The following is a 22,387-nucleotide window of genomic DNA, read 5'->3' as shown; positions in this document are numbered from 1 at the left end:
GTGAACTCGGTGCGTCAGCTCGACGTTAGGGAGCGGTGAAAAGACCGGCAAGGCCGGTTCAGAGGCGCTTCAGAGGCGCTTTTGAACCGGCTTCCGTTCCGGTGGCACGCATACGGGGCACGGCGTTCAGGAGCTCCCGGGTGTAGGGGTGTTCGGGGGCGTCGAAGATCTGCTCGGCGCTGCCGGACTCCAGCAGGCGGCCGTCCTTCATGACGAGGACCCGGTGGCTGAGCCCGCGGACGACCCCGAGGTCGTGGGAGATGAACACATAGGCGACGCCCAGCCGCTCCTGGACCTCGACCAGGACGTCGAGCACCTGGGCCTGGACGGCCGCGTCCAGGGCGGAGACGGGTTCGTCGCAGACGATGACGTCGGGGCCGGGGGCGAGCGCGCGGGCGATGGCCAGACGCTGGCGCTGGCCGCCCGAGAGGTCGCGGGCGCGCCGCGCGAGCACCTCGGTGGAGAGGCCCACGTGGCCCAGGAGGGCGGTGAGGCGTTGTTCGCGTTCCCCGCGCGGGACGCGGACCGCTCGCAGGGGCTCTTCGAGCAACTGCCGTGCGGTGTAGCGCGGATCGAACGATCCCAGCGGATGCTGGTAGACCATCTGGACGCGGCGCCGGGCGGCGCGGCGCGCGGGGCCGCGCAGGTCCGCCCAGTTCGCCCCGTCCAGCTCCACCCGTCCCTCGTCGGGGGCCACGAGTCCCATGAGCATCCGTCCCACGGTGGTCTTGCCCGAGCCCGACTCCCCGACGATGCCCAGGGTCTCGCCCGCCCGGACCGTGAGGGAGACGTTCTCCACCGCGGTCAGGACGGCGCGTCCCGGCAGCCGGTAGCGTTTGGCCAGCCGCTCGGCCCGCAGGACCGTACGGGCGTCGTCGGCGGGCCCGCCGGTGCGCCCGCCGCCGCCGGGGACGGCGGCGACGAGGGTCTTGGTGTAGGGGTGCGTGGGGTTCTCCAGGACGTCCGCCGCGGGGCCCTGCTCGACGAACCGTCCGTCGCGCATCACATGGATGTCGTCGGCGAACTCGGCCACGGCGCCCAGGTCGTGGCTGATGAGCAGGACTCCGGTGCCCGCCGACGCGCGTTCCCGCAGGAGTTCGAGGACCTGACGCTGCACGGTGGCGTCGAGGGCGGTCGTCGGTTCGTCGGCGATCAGCAGGTCGGGACCGGCGGCGAGCGCGGAGGCGATGAGGGCCCGCTGCCGCAGTCCGCCGGACAGCTCGTGCGCGTACTGCCTGGCCCGGAGGGACGGTTCGGGTACGCCGCATTCGGCGAGCAGCCGGAGCACTTCGGCCTCCCGTCGCGCGGGCGGCACGGTGCGGTGTTCGCGCAGGGGTTCGGCGACCTCGTCCCCGATACGGCGGAGCGGGTCGAGGGAGCCCAGGGCGTCCTGGAGGACCAGCCCGATGCGCCGTCCGCGCAGGGCCCGCCAGCCGTTCGGGCGCAGCCGGTCCAGGTCGGTTCCGTCGAAGCGCAGGGTGGTGGCCGCCACGTCGGCGCCGTCGCCCGCGAGGCCGACGAGGCTGCGCGCGGTGAGGCTCTTGCCCGAGCCGGACTCCCCGACGATGGCGACGATCCGGCCGCGCGGCACGGTGAACGAGACACCGCGTACGGGCCGGGTGCGGTGGCTGCCGGTGCCGAAGGAGACGGTGAGTCCTTCGACCCGGACGAGCGGTTCGCCGGACCGGCCGGTGCCGGTCGGCGCCGGGGTGCCGGGGTGTGCGGTCTTTCCGGTACGGGGGGTGGGGCCGGTCATCGCTGCCTCCGGTCGACGCTGCGCTGGAGATGCCGGCCGACGACGGTGACGGCGAGCACGGCCGCGGTGATGGCGGCGCCGGGGAAGGCGGCCGGCCACCAGGCGAACGCGAGGAACTCCCGGCTGCCGGCCAGCATCGCGCCCCATTCGGCGGTCGGCAGCTGGGGGCCGAGGCCGACGAAGCTGAGGCTGGAGCTCGCCACGATCATCGATCCCAGCGAGACGGTGGCCAGGGCCAGTACCGGTCCCAGCGCGTTGGGCAGTACGTGCCGGGCGACGACCTGGGGGCGGGACCAGCCGAAGCCGTGCGCGGCCTCGACGTAGGGGTGGCCGCGCAGCGCGATCACCTCCGCGCGGGCCATCCGGGCGAAGCCGGGCAGCGAGACCACGGCGAGTCCGACGGTGGCGGTGCCGCTGCCGGGGCCGAGGACCGCCACCACCAGGAAGACGAGCAGCAGGCCGGGGACCGAGAGCAGTACGTCGAGCAGTCGGCTGAGCACCTGGTCGACGACGCGGCCGGACTGGGCCGCCGCGATGCCGAGCAGGGTGCCCGCGACCAGTGCGGCCGCCGTCGCCCCGGCGCCGATCGCCAGGGAGGGCCCGGCCCCGTGGACGATCCGGGCGTACAGGTCGCGGCCGTTCTGGTCGGTGCCGAGCCAGTGGGAGCCGCCGGGGGCCCGCAGGATCGCCTCCACGTCGGCGGCGTTGGGGTCGGTGGCGGTGAACAGGCCGGGGGCGAGGGCCATGACCGCGAGGACGGCAAGGACCGCGCTCCCGGCCCAGAGGCCGTACGGACGGCGTCTCATGGCGTCCTCCCGGTGTCCGGGGTGCGGTGTCTCATGACGTCCTCCCGGTGTCCCGGGTCCGGTGTCTCATGAGGCCCTCCCGGTGTCCCGGGTCCGTGGATCGATCAGCCACTGGAGGAGGTCGACCAGGATGTTGACGACGACGAACACGACCGCCGCGAGCAGGACGACGGCGATCACCACGGGCATGTCCTTGTTCTGCACGGCGGACAGCACCAGCCGGCCGACGCCCTGCCGGGAGAAGACGATCTCGATGATGACGGCACCGCCGATCAACGATCCGGCGATCCAGCCGAGCAGTGTGGTCGCGGAGAGCAGACCGTGCCGCAGCACATGGCGCAGCCGCAGGCCGAGTTCGCCCAGGCCCCGGGCGCGGGCGGTGGTCACGAAGGGTTCCTCCAGTGCTCTGAGCAGTCCTTCGCGCAGTACCTGGGAGACCACGGCCGCAGGGGCGGCGGCCAGCGCCACGGTGGGCAGGACGAGTCCCGCCGCACCGTCGGCCCCGACGGTGGGGAACCAGTGGAGGTTGAAGGAGAAGACGGTCAGCAGGAGCAGGCCGAGCCAGAACGGTGGCAGGGCCACCACCAGCGATTCGGCGGCCGCGAACAGCGCCTGGACCCAGGTGCGCCGGTTGGCGCTGATCACCGCGAGGACGACCGCCGCGACCGCGGTCACCAGCAGGGTGCTCAGGATCAGCAGCAGGGTGTCGGGGAGCTGCGCGGCGACGGCGTCCCGGACAGGGAGGCGCAGTACGTAGGAGTCGCCGAAGTCGCCCCGTACGATCCGGCCGAGGTAGGCGCCGTACTGCGTGATCAGCGGGTCGTCGAGCCGGTACTGGGCGATGATCTCCGCACGGATCTCCGGAGTGACGGTGGAGCGGGCGAGCAGTACGTCGGCGGTGCTGCCCGGCATGAGCTGGACGAGGAAGAAGGTGGCGGTGACGGCGCCCCAGAGCACTCCGGCCGAGCCGGCGAGGCGGACGAGCACGAGCCGGGGCAGCCGGCCCGAGCGGGCCCGGCCCTGAGGGGGGCCGGGCCGGGCCCGCTCGGTGTTCAGGACGTCAGCCATACGCCGTACAGGTCGGCGGAACCGTCGGCGTTGAACGCGACACCGTGGACCGCGGAACGGGCCGCGAGGGAGGAGAGCGGTGAGTAGACGGGCAGTACGGCGGCGTCCTCGGTGATCAGCCGCTGTACGTCCTGGTAGATCCCGAACTCCTCCTCGCGGTCCTTCGCCCGCTGGGCCGCCTCGAACAGCCGCTCCGCCTCGGGGTTGTCGTAGCGGGCCATGTTGTTGCTGATGCCGCGTTCCGGGGTGGGGATGTTCTCCTTGCCGAACAGGACGCGCAGGACGTCGGGGCCGGGTGCGGAGAAGCTGGTGTCGATGAGTTCGTAGTCCCCGGCGAGCAGTCTCTTGACGAAGGTGCCGCCGTCGACGTTCTCCTCGACCGTCTCGATCCCCAGCTCCTTGGCCGCGGCCTGGATCTGCACGGCGAGGTTGGAGATGGAGGGGTCGGACCACAGGTGACGCACCTTCAGGCGCTTGCCGTCCTTGGTCCGGTACCCCTGGGCGTCCCGGGTCTTCCAGCCCGCCTCGTCGAGCAGCTTCGCCGCGGCGTCCGGGTCGTGGGCGTAGTCGGGTGCGAGCTCGGCGGCGTAGCCGGGGGTGCGGGAGGACAGGACGCCGGCCGCGGCCTCGTACTCGCCGAAGTGGACGCGCTTGACGATCTGCGGCCAGTCGATTCCCGCCCGCAGCGCCTTGCGGACCCGGACGTCGGCGAGCGGTCCGCTCTCGGTGTTCGGCCAGTAGCTGTAGTTGATGCCGGGGAACTGGGACTTGTGCAGGGCGAAGCCGCTGGTGGACTTGAGCTCGCGCAGGCTGGTGGGGGCGAGCCCGGTGACGGCGTCGACCTGCGAGCTGCTGAGGGCGCCGAACCGGGAGGCGTTGTCGGGGACGATCTTGACCTCGATGCCGTCGAGGTGGGCCTTGCCCTGATGCGCCGCTCCCTTGGGGGCCCAGGCGTAGTCGGCGTTCCTGGTGTACTCGATGCCCTTCTGGGCGACGAGGCCGGTGTCGCTGCGGAAGGGCCCGGTGCCGATGATCTTCTGGCAGAGCGAGGCCGGGGAGCCCTTGAGCGTGGCGGGCGCCTCGATTCCCAGGTTGGGCAGGGCGAGGGCGCCGAGGAAGCCGGAGTCGGGCCGCTTCAGCTTGACCTCGACGGTGTGGGGGGCGACGGCGCGCGAGGAGTCGTAGGCGGAGATCAGGCTGGAGGCGAGCAGCGATTTGGTGGCGGGGTCGGCGACGTGTTCGAGGTTGGCGACGACGGCCGCCGCGTCGAAGGCGGTGCCGTCGGTGAAACGGACGTCGTCACGGAGCTCGAAGGTGTAGGTGAGGCGGTCGGCCGAGACGGTCCAGCGGCTGGCCAGCCAGGGCTGGAAGGCGCCCTTGGCGTCCTGGTGGACGAGGGAGTCCACCAGGGGGCGGGCCAGCAGCCGGGCCGACGCGGTCGGGCTCTGGTGCGGGTCCAGGCACTCCGGTTCCTTCTCGATGGCCAGCCGCAGGGTCCCGCCCGCCTTCGGCGCGGTGCCGGCGGCCTTCTCGCCGGCCCCACCGGACGAGCAGGCGGCCAGCAGGGTCATCAGTACGGCGGTGGCTCCTGCCACCAGGGCGGCGGGCCTGTTCGTGCGCGGTCTTCTACCGGAGTCCATCCTGGTCCTCATCGCATTCGCTTCGCAGTGACGTTCGGCCGTCACAGTGCACGGCGGTTCTAAACCCGCTCTGAAAGCGTCTGCGAGCGCCTGCGCGGTGCGTGGTGCGCGGTGCGCGGTGCCGGGGGACCTTCCCGGTCAGACCGAGGCGACGATCTTCGCGATGTGTTCGTAGGAGCGGATCCGGGCCGCGTGGTCGGGCACCTGGGTCAGCACGAACAGTTCGTCGGGCCGGGTCTCCTCGATGAACGCGCCGAGCCGCGGCGCCACCCGGTCCGGCGATCCGACGAACTGCGGATCGATCCGGGAGCGCAGGAAGTTCTCCTCCCGGTCGGTGAAGCGGTGGGCGGCCGTCTCCTCCTCCGTCGGCAGTACGGAGCCGGGGTCGACGGTGCGCATCAGGATCTGCCCGTACACGAAGGACTCGGCGAGGCGCGCGGCGCGTTCGTCGCTCTCGGACACCACCGCTATCACCGCGACGGAGGCGTGCGGCCGCTGCTGGGAGGCGCTGGGGCGGAACGCCTTGCGGTAGGCGTCCAGCGCCTGGGGCGCTCCGCCGCCGACGATGGCGTGGGCGTACACGTAGGGCAGTCCGTGCCGTGCCGCGTACACGGCGCTGCTCACACTGGAGCCGACCAGCCAGAGCGCGGGCGGGGTCTCGGGTTCGGGGACGGCCCGGACCCCTTCGTGTCCGCCGCTGAAGTACCCGCGCAGTTCGGCGAGTTGCTGGTCGAAGTCGGTGCCGCGGGGGTCGCCGAGACGGGCGGCGGAGGCCGGCGAGCCACCGGTCGCCCGGCCGAGTCCGAGGTCGACGCGGCCGGGGTAGAGGGAGGCCAGTACGCCGAACTGCTCGGCCACCGCGTACGCGGAGTGGTTGGGCAGCAGGACGGCACCGGATCCGACCCGCAGGGACCGGGTGGACGCCAGGATCGGTCCGGCGAGGACGGCCGGGCTGGAGGTGGCGAGCGCGGGCGTGTTGTGGTGCTCGGCCACCCAGTAGCGCCGGTAGCCGAAGTCCTCGACGGCCTTGGCCAGATCGATGCTGCGGCGCAGCGCGTCGCCCGCCCGGTCGCCCCGCCAGACCGGCGCCGTGTCGTGCACGGAGATCGCGATTTCCTGGGTCAAGGCCCGCTCCTCGGGTCGGTGGGGCCGTACGGTGGCCCGCGCCGCCCCGATCACATCCTGAGGCGACCTCACTTTAGTGTCACGATCAGTTAAGGCGAGGATGCCTCGCCTTGTCAATGCGTCCTGTGGTCCCTGCGTCGCATGGTCCATGCGTCACATGGTCCATGCGTCTACGGTCAGTGCGTCATGGGCGCTTCGGCAGCAGACTGTCGGCCACGTCGAGCTCCAGATGCCCGGGGACACCGGGCAGCGCCTCTTCCCCGGCGAGGCCCAGCGCGTACCGGCCCGCGCCTGCGCCCTCCCTCGGGACGAAGCCGTAGTGCGGATAGAGGTCCGCGACCTTGGCGTTCTTGCGCGTGGGGAGGTAGGTGCCGCGCACCTCGGCGAAGCCGGCCCGCCGGGCCAGGCCGAGCACCGCGGAGAGGGAGGCCTGTTCGATGCCCCGGGCGAACACCCGGCAGCTCAGCAGGAAGTTCTCGATCTCCAGCACGGGGCCGCCGGGGCCGCCCGGGCTGCCGGGGCTGCCGGGGCCGCCAGGGTCAACCGGGTCGCCTGGGCCGGCCGGGTCGCCTGAATCGCCTGGGTGGGCCTCCTCGTTGGCCCGCAGGAACAGGGCGCCCACGATGCCGTTGGAGCCGAAGCGGTCGGCGGCGGAGAGCACCACCACGGACCGGTCCGCCTCGGCCGCCCTCGCGCGCACCTCGTCGGCGGTCAGCCGTTCGGTGGTGAGGTTGAACTGGTTGGTACGTTGCGTCAGTTGGGCCACCCTCGGTATCTGCGCCGGGGAGACGGGAGCTAGTTCGAGCCGGACGCCAAGCCCGGCGAGGAACTCCCGCGCCGATCCCGCCGCACCCAGGAAGTCCGCGCGTGCCGACTCCTCCTGGTAGAGGCGGGTGCGCACCCGGTCCTCCTGGGTGACCCCGGTGCTGGTGAACCATCCGTCGGCCAGCAGCCGTTCGGTGTGGAACGCCGGATCGGCGTCGACCGGAACCACCGTGACGTCCGGGAGCTGGGCGCTCACCGCCGCGCACTCGCCGGGGTTGTCGTCGACGAAGACGAGGGAGTCCTCCCCCAGGTTCAACGCCCGGGCCAGGTTCCCCAGATGGCCGGGTTTGGGCTGCCAGTCGGCGAGTACGGCCACGAAGTGCTCCTCGCGCAGCCTCAGTTCAGGATGCTCGCGCAGTGCGTCGAGGACCGTGGCGCGGTCGTTCTTGGTCACCGCCGCCAGCAGGACGCCCTGGGACTGGAGCTGTCTGACCACCCCCTGGAAAGCATGGAAGGCGGCGCCCTGCCGTCCGTCCGCGACCTCGATGCCCTCGACCCCGTCGTCCCCGAGGACCCCGCCCCACAGCGTGCCGTCCAGGTCCAGGGCCAGCACCTTCTTGGCCCGGCCGGTCCTGGCCCGGACGAGGTGGGCCAGCTCCCGGGCGTACGCCGCGAGCAGCGGGTCGGCGAGGTGGGCGCCCGCGTAGACCTCGAACCTCGGCTCGGTGAGCACGGCGCCGGTGGTGAGGAGCGGGTCGATGTCGACCGTGACGGCCGGGCCGCCCTCGGTGCCGAGGGCGAGCAGCTCGCTGTTGGCGGAGCGCCAGAGCACTCCGAGGCGGGCGCGGGCGGTGTGGTCGAGGAGCTGGACCTGCCGGGTGCGGGGCAGCGGCACGGTGTTGAGCACCAGCGTGCCGCCGCCCCGCGCGGCGAAGCCCTCGGCCAGCCGACGCCAGAGTGCGGTCTTCTCGCTCAGCACCCGGGAGACGTCGTCGGCGGTGAAGGGGACGGGCACCTCGTCGAAGACCGTGGCGTGGTCGAGCACACAGACCGTGAAGTCGGCGGGGCGCGAGTACAGCGAGGAGTCGGGGTCACCGAGCTCGAAGACGTAGGAACCGAAGTCGGTGAGCCGCACGTCCGGCAGATAGCCGTGGCGGGCGAGCTCTCCGACGAGCGCGGTGCGCAGGGCCTCCAGCGTCCCGTTGCCGGTGAGCGCGACACTGACTGTCGGCAGCGCGGGGTGGTACCCGGCGGCCTCGCCGAGATCGGTGCGGGCCAGCAGCCGGGAGGCCGCCGCGAGGTCGTCCGGCCCGAGGGCGGAGAGCAGGGCCGCCACCTCGTCGAAGCGGGCGGCGAGGGTGCCTTCGCGGTGGAGCAGGCGCAGGGTGGCCAGGGGGGTGGGGGTGGTCATCGGACGGCCTCCGGCTGTCGGACGGGGAGCAGCCGGCCCAGGTGGTGGGCAAGTTCCCGGGCGGTGCGGTGCTCGAAGACATCGGTGGCGCGGACGTCGATCCCGGTACGGGCGGAGAGCCGGGTGGCCATCTCCAGGGACCCGAACGAGGTGATCCCGGCCTCGGTGAGATCGGTGTCGGCCTCCGTCGTGCCCGGCGGATGGCCCAGCGCCTCGTCCACGACGACCAGGATGTGGCCGAGCACCGCCTGAACCCGGTCGTGCGGTTCCAGCGCGGCCAGGGACGGCACCGCCTCCCCGGCCTGGGCCGGGGCGGGCGGCGGACCGGCCGCCGCGGGCTCCCGGCCGACGCGTGCGGCCGGGGTTCTGGGCAGCCAGTAGGGGGTGTGCTGGAAGGGGTAGACGGGGATGTCCCGGGGCGGTGCCGCCGGCCCGCGTCCGAGCAGGGCGTCCCAGTCCACCGCGGCCCCGTGGGCGTGCGCCTGGCCGACGGCGTGCAGCACCGAGTGGGCCTCGTCCGCCGGCCGGCGGATCAGGGGCAGTACGACGGGGCGCCCCGGGTCGCCGCCGAGGCAGTCCGCGGTCATCGCGGTGACCGTGGCGTCGGGACCGATCTCGACGAAGAGATCGGCGCCCAGCTCCCGCAAGGCGCCCACCCCTTCCCGGAACCGCACCGTCCCCCGGACCTGGGCGGACCAGTGACCGGGCGCGGCGAGCGCGGCGCGCCCGGCCCGCCCGCCGGTCAGATTGGAGATCAGCGGCACCGCGGGCTCGGCGAAGGTCAGCGCCGCGGCGGCCCGGTCGATCTCCGGCAGGGCCGCGTCCATGTGCGGTGAGTGGAAGGCATGGGCGGTCCGCAGGGGTCTGACCCGGGCCCCTTCGGCACGCCAGGCGGCGGCGAGCGCCCGTACGGCCGTCGGGTCGCCGGACACCACGGTCGACCGGGGGCCGTTGACGGCGGCGACGGCCAGCAGGTCTCCGTAGGGTGCCAGCGACTCGCGCACCTCGGCTTCGGGGACCCGCAGCGACACCATCGCCCCCGGCGGGGTGACCTGCATGGCCCGGCCACGTGCCACCACGAGCCGGGCGGCGTCCTGGAGTCCCAGGGCCCCGACGGCATGGGCGGCGGTCACCTCACCGACGGAATGGCCGAGCACGGCGGCCGGCCGCAGGCCGAAGGAGTCCGCGAGCCGGGTCAGGGCGAGCTGGGTGGCGAACAGCGCGGGCTGGGTGAACTCGGTGCGCCCCAGCAGCTCCGCCTCCGGGGTCCCGGCCGCCGCCAGGACGAGTTCGGACAGCGGCGGGGCGTACTCGGCGCGGGCCTCGGAGCGGGCCCGGTCCAGGGCGGCGCAGGCCTCCGCGAAGGCGTCGGCGTAGACCGGGAAGTGCCGTACGAGTCCGGCGCCCATGCCGGGGCGCTGGGTGCCCTGGCCGCTGAAGACGAAGGCCGTCACCGGTACGGGCCGGGCCTCGGCGAGGGGCGCGGAGGGACCGGCGAGCGCGTCCAGTTCGCCGAGCAGCTCCCGTGGGCCGGTGCCGACCGCGACGGCCCGGTGGCGGAACGCGGTACGGCCGGTGGCCAGGGTCCTGGCCACCGCCGCCACATCGGTCTCCGGCCGCTCACGCAGCAGCACGGCCAGCCGCCCGGCCTGCTCCCGCACCGCCTGCGGAGACCGCCCGGAGACAGGCCAGAGCACGACGGGGGGCGTGGGGGCGGGGTCCGCGGTGCCGGACGCGGGGGCGGGCGCCGTACCGCCGGACGTGAGGACGGAGTCCCCGGGGCCGGACCTGGAGGCGAGCACCGTACCGCCGGACGTGGCGGCGGGGTCCGCGGTGCCGGACGTGGAGGCGGGCGCCGTACCGCCGGACGTGGTGGCGGGGCCCTCCGTGGCGTCCCTGCCGGTGGGGCCCGAGCCCGGTCCGGCGGGGGCTGTGTTCTCCGGGCCGGGCGAGGCCTGGACGTACTCCTCTACGAGGAGATGGGCGTTGGTGCCGCTGATGCCGAAGGAGGACACCCCGGCGCGGCGCGGCCTTCCGGACCCGGACGGCCAGGGGCGGGCGGTCGTGGCGATCGCCACTCGCTCCTCGTCCCAGTCCACCAGCGGGGACGGTTCGCCGACGTGCAGGGTGGCGGGCAGCACTCGGTGCCGTAGCGCCTCCAGTACCTTGATGACCCCGGCGACCCCGGCCGCCGCCTGGGTGTGTCCGAGGTTCGACTTGACCGAACCGAGCAGCAGCGGCGCCGGGCGGTCGTCCGCCCCGTAGGCGCCGATCACCGCACCGGCCTCGATCGGGTCGCCGGTGCCGGTGCCGTGGGCCTCGACCAGGTCCACGTCCGCCGGGGTCAGCCCGGCGTTGCGCAGGGCCGCCCGGATCACCTTCTCCTGGGCGGGGCCGCTCGGCGCCGTCAGACCGTTGCTGGCCCCGTCGGAGTTGACGGCCGAACCGGCGAGCAGCGCCAGCACGGGGTGGCCCAGCCGTTCGGCGTCGGCCAGGCGTTCCAGGACGAGGAGCCCCGCCCCCTCGCCGAACCCGGTGCCGTCCGCCCCCTTCGCGAAGGCCTTGCACCGGCCGTCGGCGGCGAGCCCGCCCTGCACCGCGAAGTCGGTGAACACCCGGGGTGTGGCCATCACCGTGACCCCGCCCGCCAGCGCGAGATCGCACGCGCCGCCGCGCAGCGCCTCGGCCGCCAGGTGCAGGGCGACCAGTGAGGAGGAGCAGGCGGTGTCCACGGTCAGCGCGGGGCCTTCGAGACCCAGGGTGTAGGCGAGCCGCCCGGAGGCGATGCTGGACGCGTTGCCGGTCATGACGTACCCCTCGTATCCGGGCGGGGTCTCGTCCGCCGGAGGGGCGTAGTCCTGGTAGATGACGCCCGCGTAGACACCGGTCGCGCTGCCGCGCAGCGTCGCGGGGACGATCCCGGCGCGCTCCAGGGCCTCCCAGGCCAGCTCCAGGAGCTGCCGGTGCTGGGGGTCCATCGCCGCGGCCTCCTTGGGGCCGATGCCGAAGAACGCGGCGTCGAACCCCGCGGCGTCGTCGAGGAAGCCTCCGGCCGCGGCGTACCCGGCGGCCGTCTCCGGCCAGCCCCGGTCGCCGGGCGGCGGGCCGATGGTGTCGGTGCCGTCCGCCACGGTCCTCCAGAGGTCCTCGGGCGAGCGGATGCCGCCGGGGAAGCGGCAGGCCGCGGAGACCACGGCGACCGCGTCCGGCCGCCGCGCCGCGCCGTCCCGGCCGGTGGCCAGCGCCAGCTCGGCCTTCACCCGGGCGAGTTCGCCGGTCGTCCAGCGCAGGTACTCAATGAGTTTCTTCTCGTCCGCCATGGGGGTCGGGTGCCTCTCAGTGTCGGAGTTCGGAGTCGATGAACCGGAACAGCTCCTCCGCGTCCGCCGGTGGTCCGGCGGGTACATCGGGTTCTGCCTCTTCCGGTACGAGTTCGCTGAGCAGATGGCCGACGAGCGCGTCCGGGGTGGGGTGGTCGAACACCAGGGTGGCGCCCAGCCGCAGCCCGGTGGCGCGGCCCAGCCGGTTGCGCAGCTCCACCGCGGTCAGCGAGTCGAAGCCGAGCTCCTTGAAGCTGCGTCCGTCGTACCCGGAGCCGTCGCCCCCGCTGCGCCCGAGCACGGTCTCGACATGGCTGATGACGGTCGCGGCGACCAGTTCGCGCCGCCGGGCGGGTTCGGCCGCGGCGACCCGGTCCGCCAGGGTCTGCGGGGCGTCCCCGGCCTCGGCCGTTCCGGCGGCGGGCGAGGCGGCCGGGGCGGTGACCAGGGAGCGCAACGGCGGTGCCGGGTCGGCGCCGCGGGCCAGCCGCGCCAGGTCCAGGCGGGCCGCGAACAGGGCGGGGCCGCCCGATGCGAGCGCCGCGTCGAGTGTGGCGAGGCTCTGGGCGGCGGGCAGGGGGAGCATCCCCGAGCGGGTCATCCTCGCCCGGTCCGTGTCCAGGAGGCCGCCGGTCATGGCGCTGTCGGACTGCCACAGGCCCCAGGCGACCGAGGTGGCCGCGTACCCGTCGGCAGACCGTGCGGCGGCCAGGGCATCGAGGTAGACGTTGGCCGCGGCGTAGGCGCCCTGCCCCGGGCTGCCGACGACCCCGGCGGCGGAGGAGAAGAGGACGAAGGCCGCCGGGTCGGCGTCGCGGGTGAGCCGATCCAGGTGCCGGGCACCGTCCGCCTTCGGCCGTAGTACGGCGTCGAGACCGGCCGCATCGAGCGAGCCGAGGGTCGCGTCGGAGAGGACTCCGGCCGCGTGGAAGACACCGGTCAGCGGATGGGCGGGGTCGATTCCGTCGAGCAGCCGGGCGACCTGTTCCGCCTCGGCCACGTCGGCGGCGACGGCGGTCACCTCGGCGCCCAGGGCAGCGAGTTCGGCCACCAGGCGGCGTACGGTCCCGCTCTCCGGGCCCCGTCGGCCCGCCAGCAGGAGATGCCGGACGCCGTGCCGGGTGACCAGATGACGGGCGACGAGACGGCCGACCCCGCCGGCCGCTCCGGTGACGAGCACGGTGCCCTCCGGGTCCAGGGGGCGGGGCAGCCGCAGCGCGACCTTGCCGGTGTGCCGGGCGAGGCTGAGGTGGCGCAGCGCCCCGGGCGCCCGGCCGACGTCCCAGGAGGTGACCCGCAGCGGGGTGAGGACTCCGGCCCGGAACAGCCCGGCGAGCTCACCGAGGATCTCCCGGATCCGGTCGGGTCCGGCGTCCATCAGGTCGAACGCCCGGTAGCCGACGCCGTACCTGGCCCGGACCGCGAACACGCTGCGGACGTCGGTCTTGCCCATCTCGATGAACCGCCCGCCCGGAGCGAGGAGTTCGAGGGAGGCGTCGGTGAAGGGACCGGCGAGCGAGTTGAGGACGACGTCCACGCCCCGGCCCCCGGTGGCCGTGCGGACGGCCTGCACGAACGACAGGTCCCGGGAGCTCGCGATGCGGGCGCCGGGCAGGCCCGCGGCCCGTACGGCGTCCCATTTGGCGGGTCCCGCCGTACCGAACACCTCGATGCCCCAGTGCCGGGCGAGCTGGAGGGCGGCGCCGCCGACCCCGCCTGCGGCGGAGTGCACCAGCAGCCACTCCCCCGGCCGTACGTCGGCGAGGTCCCGCAGCGCGTAGTAGGCGGTCAGGAAGACCGCGGGGATCGTGGCGGCCCGGGCGAAGCCGATGCCCTCCGGGACCGGGACCAGCAGCCGGTGGTCGGTGACCGCGACCGGTCCGATGCCTCCGGGGATCAGGCCCATGACGGCGTCCCCCGGCCGCAGTCCGGTGACCGCGTCCCCGACCTCCAGGACCACACCCGCGCCTTCGGTGCCGAGCTCCGCTTCGCCCGGGTACATCCCGAGCGCGAGCATCGCGTCACGGAAGTTCAGCCCGGCCGCGCGGACGGCGATCCGTACCTCGTGCGGTCCCGGCGGTTCCTCGGAGACGGCGGTGTGCACCAGATCGTCCACGGACCCGCTGCCGCCGGGCGCCAGCCGCCAGTTCCCGGTGCGCGGAGGCAGGTCCCCCGGGGCTCTGCGCAGCCTGGGGGCCAGCAGTTCCTGGCCCCGGAGAGCGAGCTGGGGTTCGGTCCCGGCTCCGCCGGAGGTGATGAGCGCGGTCGCCGCGCGTTCGGCCGCCGGGTCGGCTGCCGACTCCGGCAGGTCGAGCAGGAAGACCCGGCCCGGCTCCTCCGACTGGATGCTGCGGACCAGGCCCCACAGCGCCGCGCCCACCGGGCTGCCCGCCCGTTCACCGGGCACCGCGCCGACGGCACCACGAGTGCGGACGAGCAGCGGCACCGAGGCCAGCCTGGGCTCGGCCAGGGCGTCGCGCAGAACGCGGGCGACGGACAGCAGCCCCTCCCGCAGCAGTTGAGCCTCGTCGCCGGAGCCGGAGCCGGAGCCGGGGCCGGAGCCAGCCTCCGTTCCCGGCCCGTCGATGACCAGGGCTCCCGGCGCGTCCTCACCCCGGTGGAGGGCTTCGAGGAGCGGGGCGAGTGCCAGGGATCCGCCCGCCCCGGCCAGGTGCGCGACCGGCGCGTCCACAGCCTCGGATCCAGCGGTGACGGGGACAGTGGCCGTGGCGGTGGCGGGGACAGCGGCAGCGGCAGCGGCAGCGGCAGCGGCAGCGGCAGCGGCAGCGGCAGCAGGGTCCGTGGGGAGCGCCAGTCCGCTCGTCTCCCAGTGCAGTTCGTGGAGCAGTTCACCGGGGTCGCGGTCGGTGGCGCGGAAGGTGACCGCCTCGATCGAGGCGACCGGTTCGCCCTGCGGACCGGCCAGGGTCACCGAGACGCCGTCCGTCCCGTCCCGGGTCAGCCGTACGCGGACGGTGGCCGGGAGTGTGCCGCGGCTCTCGTAGCCGCGCCAGACGAACGGCAGCCGGACCCGGCCGTCGTCGGGGAAGTCCCCGGCGTGTGCGGCCAGGTGCAGGGCCGCGTCCAGGACGGCCGGATGGACCGCGAAGCCGGGTTCGGGCGGGGTGCCGGCCGACACCTCCGCGTACACCTCGTTCCCCGACGGGGAGCGCCAGGCCTCCCGTACGCCCCGGAAGGCGGGGCCGTAGCCGTACCCCTTGAGGGCGAGCTCCTCGTACAGGCCGGTGACGTCGAGCGGTTCGGCGTCGGCGGGCGGCCAGGACCCGGCGGTGTGATGGCCGGTGGCGGGGGCGAGGGTGCCCCGCGCATGGGTGGTCCAGGGCTCGCCGAGCGGTCCGCCGGAGTCGGCCGCGGTGCGGGCGTGCAGGGCGATCGGCCGCCGTCCGTCGGCTTCGGCGGGACCGGCCGTCAGCAGGATCTCGACCGGTTCGCCGGTGAGCACCAGGGGCTGTTGCAGGACGAGTTCGTCGACGCGGGGCGCTCCGGCGAGTTCGCCGGCGTACCGGGCGAGTTCGGCGAGCACGGCGCCGGGTACCAGCACCGTGCCGTCCACCGTGTGGTCGGCCAGCCAGGGCGGGGCGGTGGACGAGAGCTGTCCGAAGAGCTGGACCCCGTCGCCGTCGGGGGCCCGTACCGCACCGGTCAGCAGCGGGTGGGCGACCTGACGGGTGCCCGGGAGCGGGATGCCGGTGGGCGCGGCGGGCGCGGCGTCGAGCCAGTACCGCCGCCGGTCGAACGCGTAGGTGGGCAGGGGTGGCAGTCCGGCCCGGCGGGCGCCGGTGTGCGACCGCCAGTCGATCCGTACGCCGTTCACCCAGGCCTCGGCCACCGAGCGCAGCACACGGGCCGTGCCGCCCTCGTTCCTGCGGAGGGTGCCGAGTACGGCGGTGCGGCGGGGCCCGTCGGCGTCCAGGACGTCCTGGACGCCGACGCCGACGACCGGGTGCGGGCTGACCTCGATGAAGACCCGGTGTCCCGCCTCGACGGCCGCCCGGACCGCCGGGGCCAGTTGCACGGTCCGGCGCAGGTTCTCGTACCAGTACCCGGGGGTGCCGAACGCCTGGTCCCCGGGGTCGACGAGGCGTCCGGTGACGGTGGAGAAGATCTCCGCCGTGGGGGCGGTGAGCCGCAGCGGTTCGGGGAGCACGGCCCGCAGCTCCTCCTCCAGCGCCTCGACGTGCGCGGAGTGGGAGGCGTAGTCGACGTCGATCAGCCGGACCCGTACGCCGGTCTCCTCGAACACCTCCCGGACCCGGGTGACCGCCTCCGTTCCCCCCGAGACCACGGTCGATTCCGGGCCGTTGACGGCGGCGACGCCCGCCGCCGCGCCGGTTCTCTCCAGTACCGCCTGCACCGCTTCCTCGGACGCGGCGACGGAGAGCATGGCGCCGGTACCGGCGAGCGCGGTGAGCGCCTTGCTGCGCAGGGCCGCCACGGCCGCGGACTCGGCGTGGGTCAGCGCGCCCGCGGCGAGGGCGGCCGCGATCTCCCCCTGGGAGTGGCCGACGACGGCGGCGGGGCGCACCCCGAAGGACTCCCAGACGGCGGTCAGCGCGGTCATGGTGGCCCACAGCACGGGCTGGACGACGTCGACCCGGTGCGGTCCGGTCCCGTCCCGCAGGACGTCGAGGAGCGACCACCCGGTCAGCGGGTCGAGCAGCCGGGCGCACTCCTCGATCCGGTCGGCGAACACCGGTGAGGTGTCGAGGAGTTCGCTCGCCATGCCGTCCCACTGCGCGCCCTGGCCGGGGTAGAGGAAGACCGGGGTGCGAGGTTCGGTGGCGTGGCCGGTGACGGCGTACGGGGACGGCACGTCGTCGGCGACCGCCCGGAGCCCGTCCAGCGCCTGCTGCCGGTCCTCGGCCACCACGACCGCCCGGTGGGCGAAGACGCCGCGGGTGTGGACGAGTTCGGCGGCGATGTCGGCCAGGCCGGTGTCCGGGTGGTCGCGGAGGTAGCCGTACAGCCGGTCGGCCTCCCCGGCGAGCGATCCGGCCGATCCAGCGGAGAGGACCAGGACGACGGGGGCGACGGGGCGCTCCGGCGCGGGGACCGGCGCGGTGTCGGCGGCGGGCGGTTCCTCCAGGACGACATGGGCGTTGGTGCCGCTCATCCCGAACGCGGAGACGCCGAAGCGTCTCGGCCGTTCGCCCTGCGGCCAGGGGGTGTTGCCGGTGAGCAGGGCGATCGCGCCCCGGTCCCAGTCGACGTGCCGGGAGGGGGTGTCGGCGTGCAGGGTGCGCGGCAGCATGCGGTGGGCGAGGGCCTGCACCATCTTGATGATGCCGCCGACTCCGGCGGCGGCCTGGGTGTGGCCGATGTTGGACTTGAGCGAGCCCAGGTACAGGGGTGGCTGTCCGGCCCGGTCGGCGCCGTAGGTGTGCAGCAGGGCGTGGGCCTCGACCGGGTCGCCGAGGGTGGTTCCGGTGCCGTGGGCCTCGACCGCGTCGACGTCGGCGGGGGTCAGGCCCGCGTTGTCCAGGGCGGCCCGGATGACGCGTTCCTGGGCGGGGCCGTTGGGGGCGGTGAGTCCGTTGCTGGCTCCGTCCTGGTTGGTGGCGGAGCCCTTGAGCACGGCGAGTACCGGGTGCTGGTTGCGGCGGGCGTCCGAGAGGCGTTCCACCAGGAGCAGCCCGACGCCCTCGCTGAAGCCGGTGCCGTCGGCCTCGTCGGCGAACGCCCGGCAGCGGCCGTCGGGGGAGAGTCCGCGCTGGCGGCTGAACTCGACGAACGTGGACGGGGTGGCCATCAGGGTGGCGCCCCCGACGAGTGCGAGGTCGCATTCGCCCGCGCGCAGCCCCTGGGCGGCGAGGTGCAGGGCGACGAGGGAGGAGGAGCAGGCGGTGTCCACGGTGACGGCCGGGCCCTCCAGGCCGAAGCTGTAGGAGATACGGCCGGAGGCGACGCTGCCCGCACTGCCGGTGCCGAGGTATCCCCCGTGTTCCCCGGGGTCGGCCTGGGCCCGGGCGCCGTACTCGGTGTAGATCAGGCCGACGTAGACGCCGGTGCGCGAGCCGCGCAGTGACGCGGGGTCGATCCCGGCGCGCTGGAAGACCTCCCAGGAGGTTTCGAGAAGCAGGCGCTGCTGGGGGTCGGCGGCGGTGGCCTCGCGCGGGCTCATCTCGAAGAACTCCGCGTCGAACGCCGCGGCGTCGTGCAGGAATCCGCCCTGCCGGGCGTAGGAGGTGCCCGGGTGGTCGGGGTCGTCGTGGAAGAGGCGGTCCAGGTCCCAGCCCCGCCCTTCGGGGAAGGGGCCGATGGCCTCGCCCCCGCGCTCCAGCAGTTCCCAGAGCTGTTCCGGGGTGCTGACGCCGCCCGGGTAGCGGCAGCCCATCGAGACGATCACCACCGGGTCGTCGTCGTGCGGGACGGGGGCCGGGCGGGGTCCGGTGGCCGCCCGGGGGCCCGGGGGCCCGGCGAGGTGCGCGGCGAGCGCCCGGGGCGAGGGGTGGTCGAAGACCACGGTGGCGGGCAGTTTGCGGCCGGTGACGGTGGCGAGGTGGTCGCGCAGCCGTACCGCGGTCATGGAGTCGAGGCCGAGGTCGCGGAAGGGGCGGTCGGGGCGGATCTCCTCGGACGAGTCGTAGCCGAGGATGGCGGCGACGGCGCGGACCACGGTCGCCCGCAGCCGTTCCTCCCGCTCGTCCGGGTCCAGGGCGGCGAGGGCGTCGGGGGCTTCGGTCTCGGCGGCGCCGACGGCGGGCAGGGTGCGCAGCCGCAGTGCGGCCGGGCGGTCCTTCCGCTGCCCGGGCGCCGGGGTGGCCGGGGCCGCTTCGAGCGTGCGCAGCCGTAGTTCGGCGACGGTGAGGACCGTACGGCCGTCCTCGTCGGCGGCGGTCAGGGTGTACGCGTCGGGGGCCGTGGCCGCGATGTGGACGTGGAGCCGGGCGGGGAGGTCCGCGTACTGCCTGACCCCGCTCCAGCTGAACGGCACCGTGACGTCGTCGCCGCGGTCCGGCCCCCCGGTGAGGACCCGGCCCAGCAGCACGGCCTGGATCAGGCCGTCGAGCAGGGCGGGGGCGAGGTGGTGGCCGCCGTCGGCTCCGCCCGTGATCTCGGCGTACAGCCCGGTGTCGTCCGCCCGTGCGGCGGCGACCGTGCGCAGGCGCGGTCCGTAGTGGACGCCGTGCCCGGCCAGCGTCGCGTAACCGGCGTCGGTGTCCAGCGGATCGGCGTCGGCGGGGTGTGGCGCGGCGGGGGCGGGGTCCTGGTCCGGGGCCCGGCGCAGCAGACCGGTGGCGTGCAGCCGCCAGCCGTCCCCGGGGTCGTCCGGGGCCCGGGTGTGCACGGTGAACGAGGCGCCGTCCGGATCGGCGTCGGCCGCCAGTTGCAGTTCGAGCGGCGCTCCGCCGCCGGGGACGGTGACCGGGGCGAGGAGGGTGATCTCCTCCAGGTGACCGAGGCCGAGCCGGGCACCGGCCGCGAGGGCGAGTCCGGTGAGCGCGCTGCCGGGCAGCAACAGTCGTTCGCCCAGCCGGTGCTGGCCGCTCCACCGGTCGTCCCCCGCCGGTACGGCGCCGCTGAAGAGGACCCCGCCGCCGTCGGCACGCTCCAGCACCTCGCTGATCAGCGGGTGCGGTCCGGCCGCCGGGGGCGGTGCGGGGACGCCGCCGCCGTGGTGGGTGTCGAGCCAGAACCGGCGCTCCTGGAAGGCGTACGTGGGCAGGTCCACGGTGCGGCCCCGGGTGGCCGACGACCAGTCGACCCGGCCGCCGTGGGCGTACAGGTCACCGGCGGAGGCGAGCAGGGCGGCGAGGGAGCCGTGGTCCCGGCTGAGTGTGGGGGTGGCGTGGGCGGGCAGTCCGCGGGTCTCGAACGTGTCGCGCAGGGCGTTGGTGAGGACCGGGTGCGGGCTGATCTCGACGAAGAGGGTGTGGCCCGCCCCGGCGAGGGCGGCCACGGTGTCGGCGAGGCGTACCGGCTCCCTGAGGTTGGTGTACCAGTAGGCCGCGTCCAGGCCGGTGGTGTCGGTCTCGGCGGTGGTGACGGTGGAGTGGAAGGGCACGGACGAGGGCCGGGGCCGCAGCGCCGCGAAGCGGTCCAGCAGGGTGGCGCGGAGGCTCTCCACCGCCGGGGAGTGCGAGGCGTAGTCGACCGGGATCCGCCGGGCCCGGATCCCGTCCTTCCGGCAGTCCTCGACGAAGGCGGCCACCGTGTCGGCCGTGCCCGAGACCACGGTGGCCCTGGGCCCGTTGACGGCGGCGACGCCGATCCCGCCGGAGCCGGGGAAGCGGGCTCGCGCCTCTTCGGGCGGCAGCTCCACGGAGGCCATCGCCCCCTGCCCCGCCAGGTCGAGCAGGGCCTTGCTCCGCCCGGCGACCAGGGCCGCCGCATCGTCGAGGGTGAGGGCTCCGGCGACATGGGCGGCGGCGATCTCGCCCTGCGAGTGGCCGACGACGGCGGCGGGTTCGACCCCGAGGGAGCGCCAGACCGCGGCGAGCGAGACCATCACCGCGAACAGCGCGGGCTGGACGACGTCGACGCGGCCGAGGGCACGGTCGTCGTCGCCCGACACCGCGTCGATGAGGTCCCAGTCGGTGTGCGGGGCCAGCGCACGGGCGCAGCGGTGCATCTCGTCCCGGAACACCGTTGATCCGGCGAGGAGTTCGCGGGCCATCCCGGCCCACTGGGAGCCCTGGCCGGGGAAGACGAAGACGGGGCGCCCACCGCCCTCGGCCACTCCGAAGGCGGTACCGGGGGACGGCAGCCGCTCCGCGGCCGAGGCCAGTTCCCGGTCGAGGGCGGCACGTCCGGTGCCGACGACGACCGCCCGGTGCGGCAGCGCGGCGCGCCCGGTGCGCAGGGTGTGGGCGATGTCGCCGGGGGCGAGCCCGGGACGGTCGGCGAGATGGGCGCGGAGCCGCTCGATCTGGCTGTCGAGTGCGGCGGCGGTCCGGCCGGAGAGCAGCCAGACGTACGGGACGGGGGGCTGCGCCTCTCCGTCGCGGGCCTCCTCCGGGGCGGGGGCGGCCGGGGCGGCCGAGGCTGCTGGTGGGGCCGAGGCGGCCGGAGGAGCCGGGACGGCTGGTGAGGCCGCTGAGGCCAGGGCAGCCGGAGGAGCCGAAGGGGCCGAGGCGGCCGGTAGGGCCGAGGCGGCCGGGACGGCAGGAGCGGCCTCGATGATGACATGGGCGTTGGTGCCGCTGATGCCGAAGGAGGAGACCGCCGCGCGCCGCGGCCGGTCGGGGTCGGTCCGTGGCCAGGCGCGCTCCTCGGTGAGCAGCGACAGGCCGCCGGACCAGTCGACGTGCGGTGACGGCTCGTCGATGTGCAGGCTGGCGGGCAGCACTCCGTGTTCGATGGCCAGCGCCATCTTGATCACGCCGCCGATCCCGGCGGCGGCCTGCGTGTGCCCGATGTTGGACTTCAGCGAGCCGAGCCAGACGGGATTGTCCGCGGTGCGGGCGCTGCCGTACGTCTCGATGAGCGCAGCGGCCTCGACGGGGTCGCCGAGCCCGGTGCCGGTGCCGTGGCCCTCGACGGCGTCCACGTCCCCCGGGCCGATCCCGGCGTCCTGGAGGGCGGCGCGGACGACCCGCTGCTGCGCCGAGCCGTTGGGGGCGGAGAGCTGGGTGCTGGCCCCGTCGGAGTTGACGGCGCTGCCGCGCAGCACGGCGATCACCCGGTGCCCGGCCGCCAGGGCGTCGGAGAGCCGCTCGACGAGGACGAGGCCGACCCCCTCCGCCCAGCCGGTGCCGTCGGCCGATGCGGCGTACGCCTTGCACCGGCCGTCCGGGGAGAGTCCGCGCTGCCGGCTGAACTCGATGAAGGTGGCCGGGGTGGCCATCACCGTGGCGCCGCCCGCGACCGCCATGCGGCAGTCGCCCCCGCGCACCGCCTGGGCCGCGTAGTGCAGGGCCACCAGCGAGGAGGAGCAGGCCGTGTCGACGGTGACGGCGGGCCCTTCGAGACCGAAGGTGTAGGCGATCCGCCCCGAGGCGATGGACCCGGCGCTGCCGGTGCCGATGAACCCCTCGAAGCCCTCGGGCGCGGTGGTGTGGCGGGAGCCGTAGTCGTCGTACATCACTCCGGCGAAGACGCCGATGGACCGGCCCGAGAGGGAGGCCGGGTCGAGACCGGCCCGTTCGAACAGCTCCCAGGAGGCGCGCAGCAGAAGCCGCTGCTGCGGGTCGATGGTGAGCGCTTCGCGGGGGCTGATCCCGAAGAGTCCGGGGTCGAAGTCGGCCGCGTCGTGGAGGAAGCCGCCCTCGCCCGCGTAACTGGTGCCCTCCTTCGCGGGGTCGGGGTCGACGAGCCGGTCCAGCGGCCAGCCCCGGTCCGTCGGGAAGGGGGTGATCGCGTCGGTCCGGTCCGCCACCAGCCGCCAGAGGTCCTCCGGTGAGGTGACACCGCCCGGGTAGCGGCAGGCCATGCTGACGATGGCAAGGGGCTCGCGCGCCGCTTGCTTGGCCTCTTCGAGCTCCGCCCGGGTGCGGAGCAGGTCGTTGGTGGTCCGGCGCAGATAGTCCCGGAGC

7 protein-coding genes and 1 pseudogene are annotated in these 22,387 nt (G+C 74.7%); all 8 read right to left on the bottom strand.

Going from position 1 to position 22,387, the window contains the following annotated elements; translation table 11 throughout:
• Positions 1 to 58: 58 nt before the first annotated feature.
• The 8 genes and pseudogenes from ACFW9Z_RS28425 to ACFW9Z_RS28390 all read right to left on the bottom strand — a co-directional run bounded on the left by ACFW9Z_RS28425 (position 59) and on the right by ACFW9Z_RS28390 (position 22,353).
• Positions 59 to 1,756, bottom strand: coding sequence for a dipeptide ABC transporter ATP-binding protein (locus tag ACFW9Z_RS28425; RefSeq protein ID WP_384645438.1), 1,698 nt, complete (start codon positions 1,754 to 1,756; stop codon positions 59 to 61).
• The gene (locus ACFW9Z_RS28420) at positions 1,753 to 2,562 is read right to left on the bottom strand and encodes an ABC transporter permease (protein WP_384645437.1); all 810 of its coding nucleotides are present in this window, start codon (positions 2,560 to 2,562) and stop codon (positions 1,753 to 1,755) included. The genes ACFW9Z_RS28425 and ACFW9Z_RS28420 overlap by 4 nt, the downstream gene beginning before the upstream one ends.
• A 66-nt stretch (positions 2,563 to 2,628) precedes the next feature.
• Positions 2,629 to 3,630 carry an ABC transporter permease gene (locus ACFW9Z_RS28415; protein ID WP_384645436.1) on the bottom strand — a complete coding sequence of 334 codons (1,002 nt, stop codon included), beginning with the start codon at positions 3,628 to 3,630 and terminating at the stop codon, positions 2,629 to 2,631.
• Positions 3,615 to 5,270, bottom strand: coding sequence for an ABC transporter substrate-binding protein (locus tag ACFW9Z_RS28410; protein WP_384645435.1), 1,656 nt, complete (start codon positions 5,268 to 5,270; stop codon positions 3,615 to 3,617). The genes ACFW9Z_RS28415 and ACFW9Z_RS28410 overlap by 16 nt, the downstream gene beginning before the upstream one ends.
• A 138-nt stretch (positions 5,271 to 5,408) precedes the next feature.
• On the bottom strand, positions 5,409 to 6,395 hold the full coding sequence (locus ACFW9Z_RS28405) for an LLM class flavin-dependent oxidoreductase (protein ID WP_384645434.1): 987 nt from the start codon (positions 6,393 to 6,395) through the stop codon (positions 5,409 to 5,411).
• 184 nt (positions 6,396 to 6,579) lie between these two features.
• Positions 6,580 to 8,571, bottom strand: coding sequence for an HAD-IIIC family phosphatase (locus ACFW9Z_RS28400; RefSeq protein ID WP_384645433.1), 1,992 nt, complete (start codon positions 8,569 to 8,571; stop codon positions 6,580 to 6,582).
• A pseudogene (locus tag ACFW9Z_RS28395) lies at positions 8,568 to 11,777 on the bottom strand (beta-ketoacyl synthase N-terminal-like domain-containing protein); the annotation flags it as partial. The gene ACFW9Z_RS28400 and the pseudogene ACFW9Z_RS28395, both read right to left, overlap by 4 nt.
• Positions 11,778 to 11,907: 130 nt before the next feature.
• Positions 11,908 to 22,353, bottom strand: coding sequence for a type I polyketide synthase (locus tag ACFW9Z_RS28390; protein ID WP_384645492.1), 10,446 nt, complete (start codon positions 22,351 to 22,353; stop codon positions 11,908 to 11,910).
• Between the last annotated feature and the right edge of the window lie 34 nt (positions 22,354 to 22,387).

This window comes from Streptomyces sp. NPDC059452, from assembly GCF_042750035.1.
Lineage (GTDB): Bacteria > Actinomycetota > Actinomycetes > Streptomycetales > Streptomycetaceae > Streptomyces.
This window is presented reverse-complemented; position numbering and strand designations above follow the sequence as displayed.

Excerpts from the sequence above, each read along its gene's own strand:
- ACFW9Z_RS28400 (WP_384645433.1), bottom strand. The coding sequence starts at position 8,571 with ATGACCACCCCCACCCCCCTGGCCACCCTGCGCCTGCTCCACCGCGAA.
- ACFW9Z_RS28420 (WP_384645437.1), bottom strand. The coding sequence starts at position 2,562 with ATGAGACGCCGTCCGTACGGCCTCTGGGCCGGGAGCGCGGTCCTTGCC.
- ACFW9Z_RS28425 (WP_384645438.1), bottom strand. The coding sequence starts at position 1,756 with ATGACCGGCCCCACCCCCCGTACCGGAAAGACCGCACACCCCGGCACC.
- ACFW9Z_RS28415 (WP_384645436.1), bottom strand. The coding sequence starts at position 3,630 with ATGGCTGACGTCCTGAACACCGAGCGGGCCCGGCCCGGCCCCCCTCAG.
- ACFW9Z_RS28410 (WP_384645435.1), bottom strand. The coding sequence starts at position 5,270 with ATGGACTCCGGTAGAAGACCGCGCACGAACAGGCCCGCCGCCCTGGTG.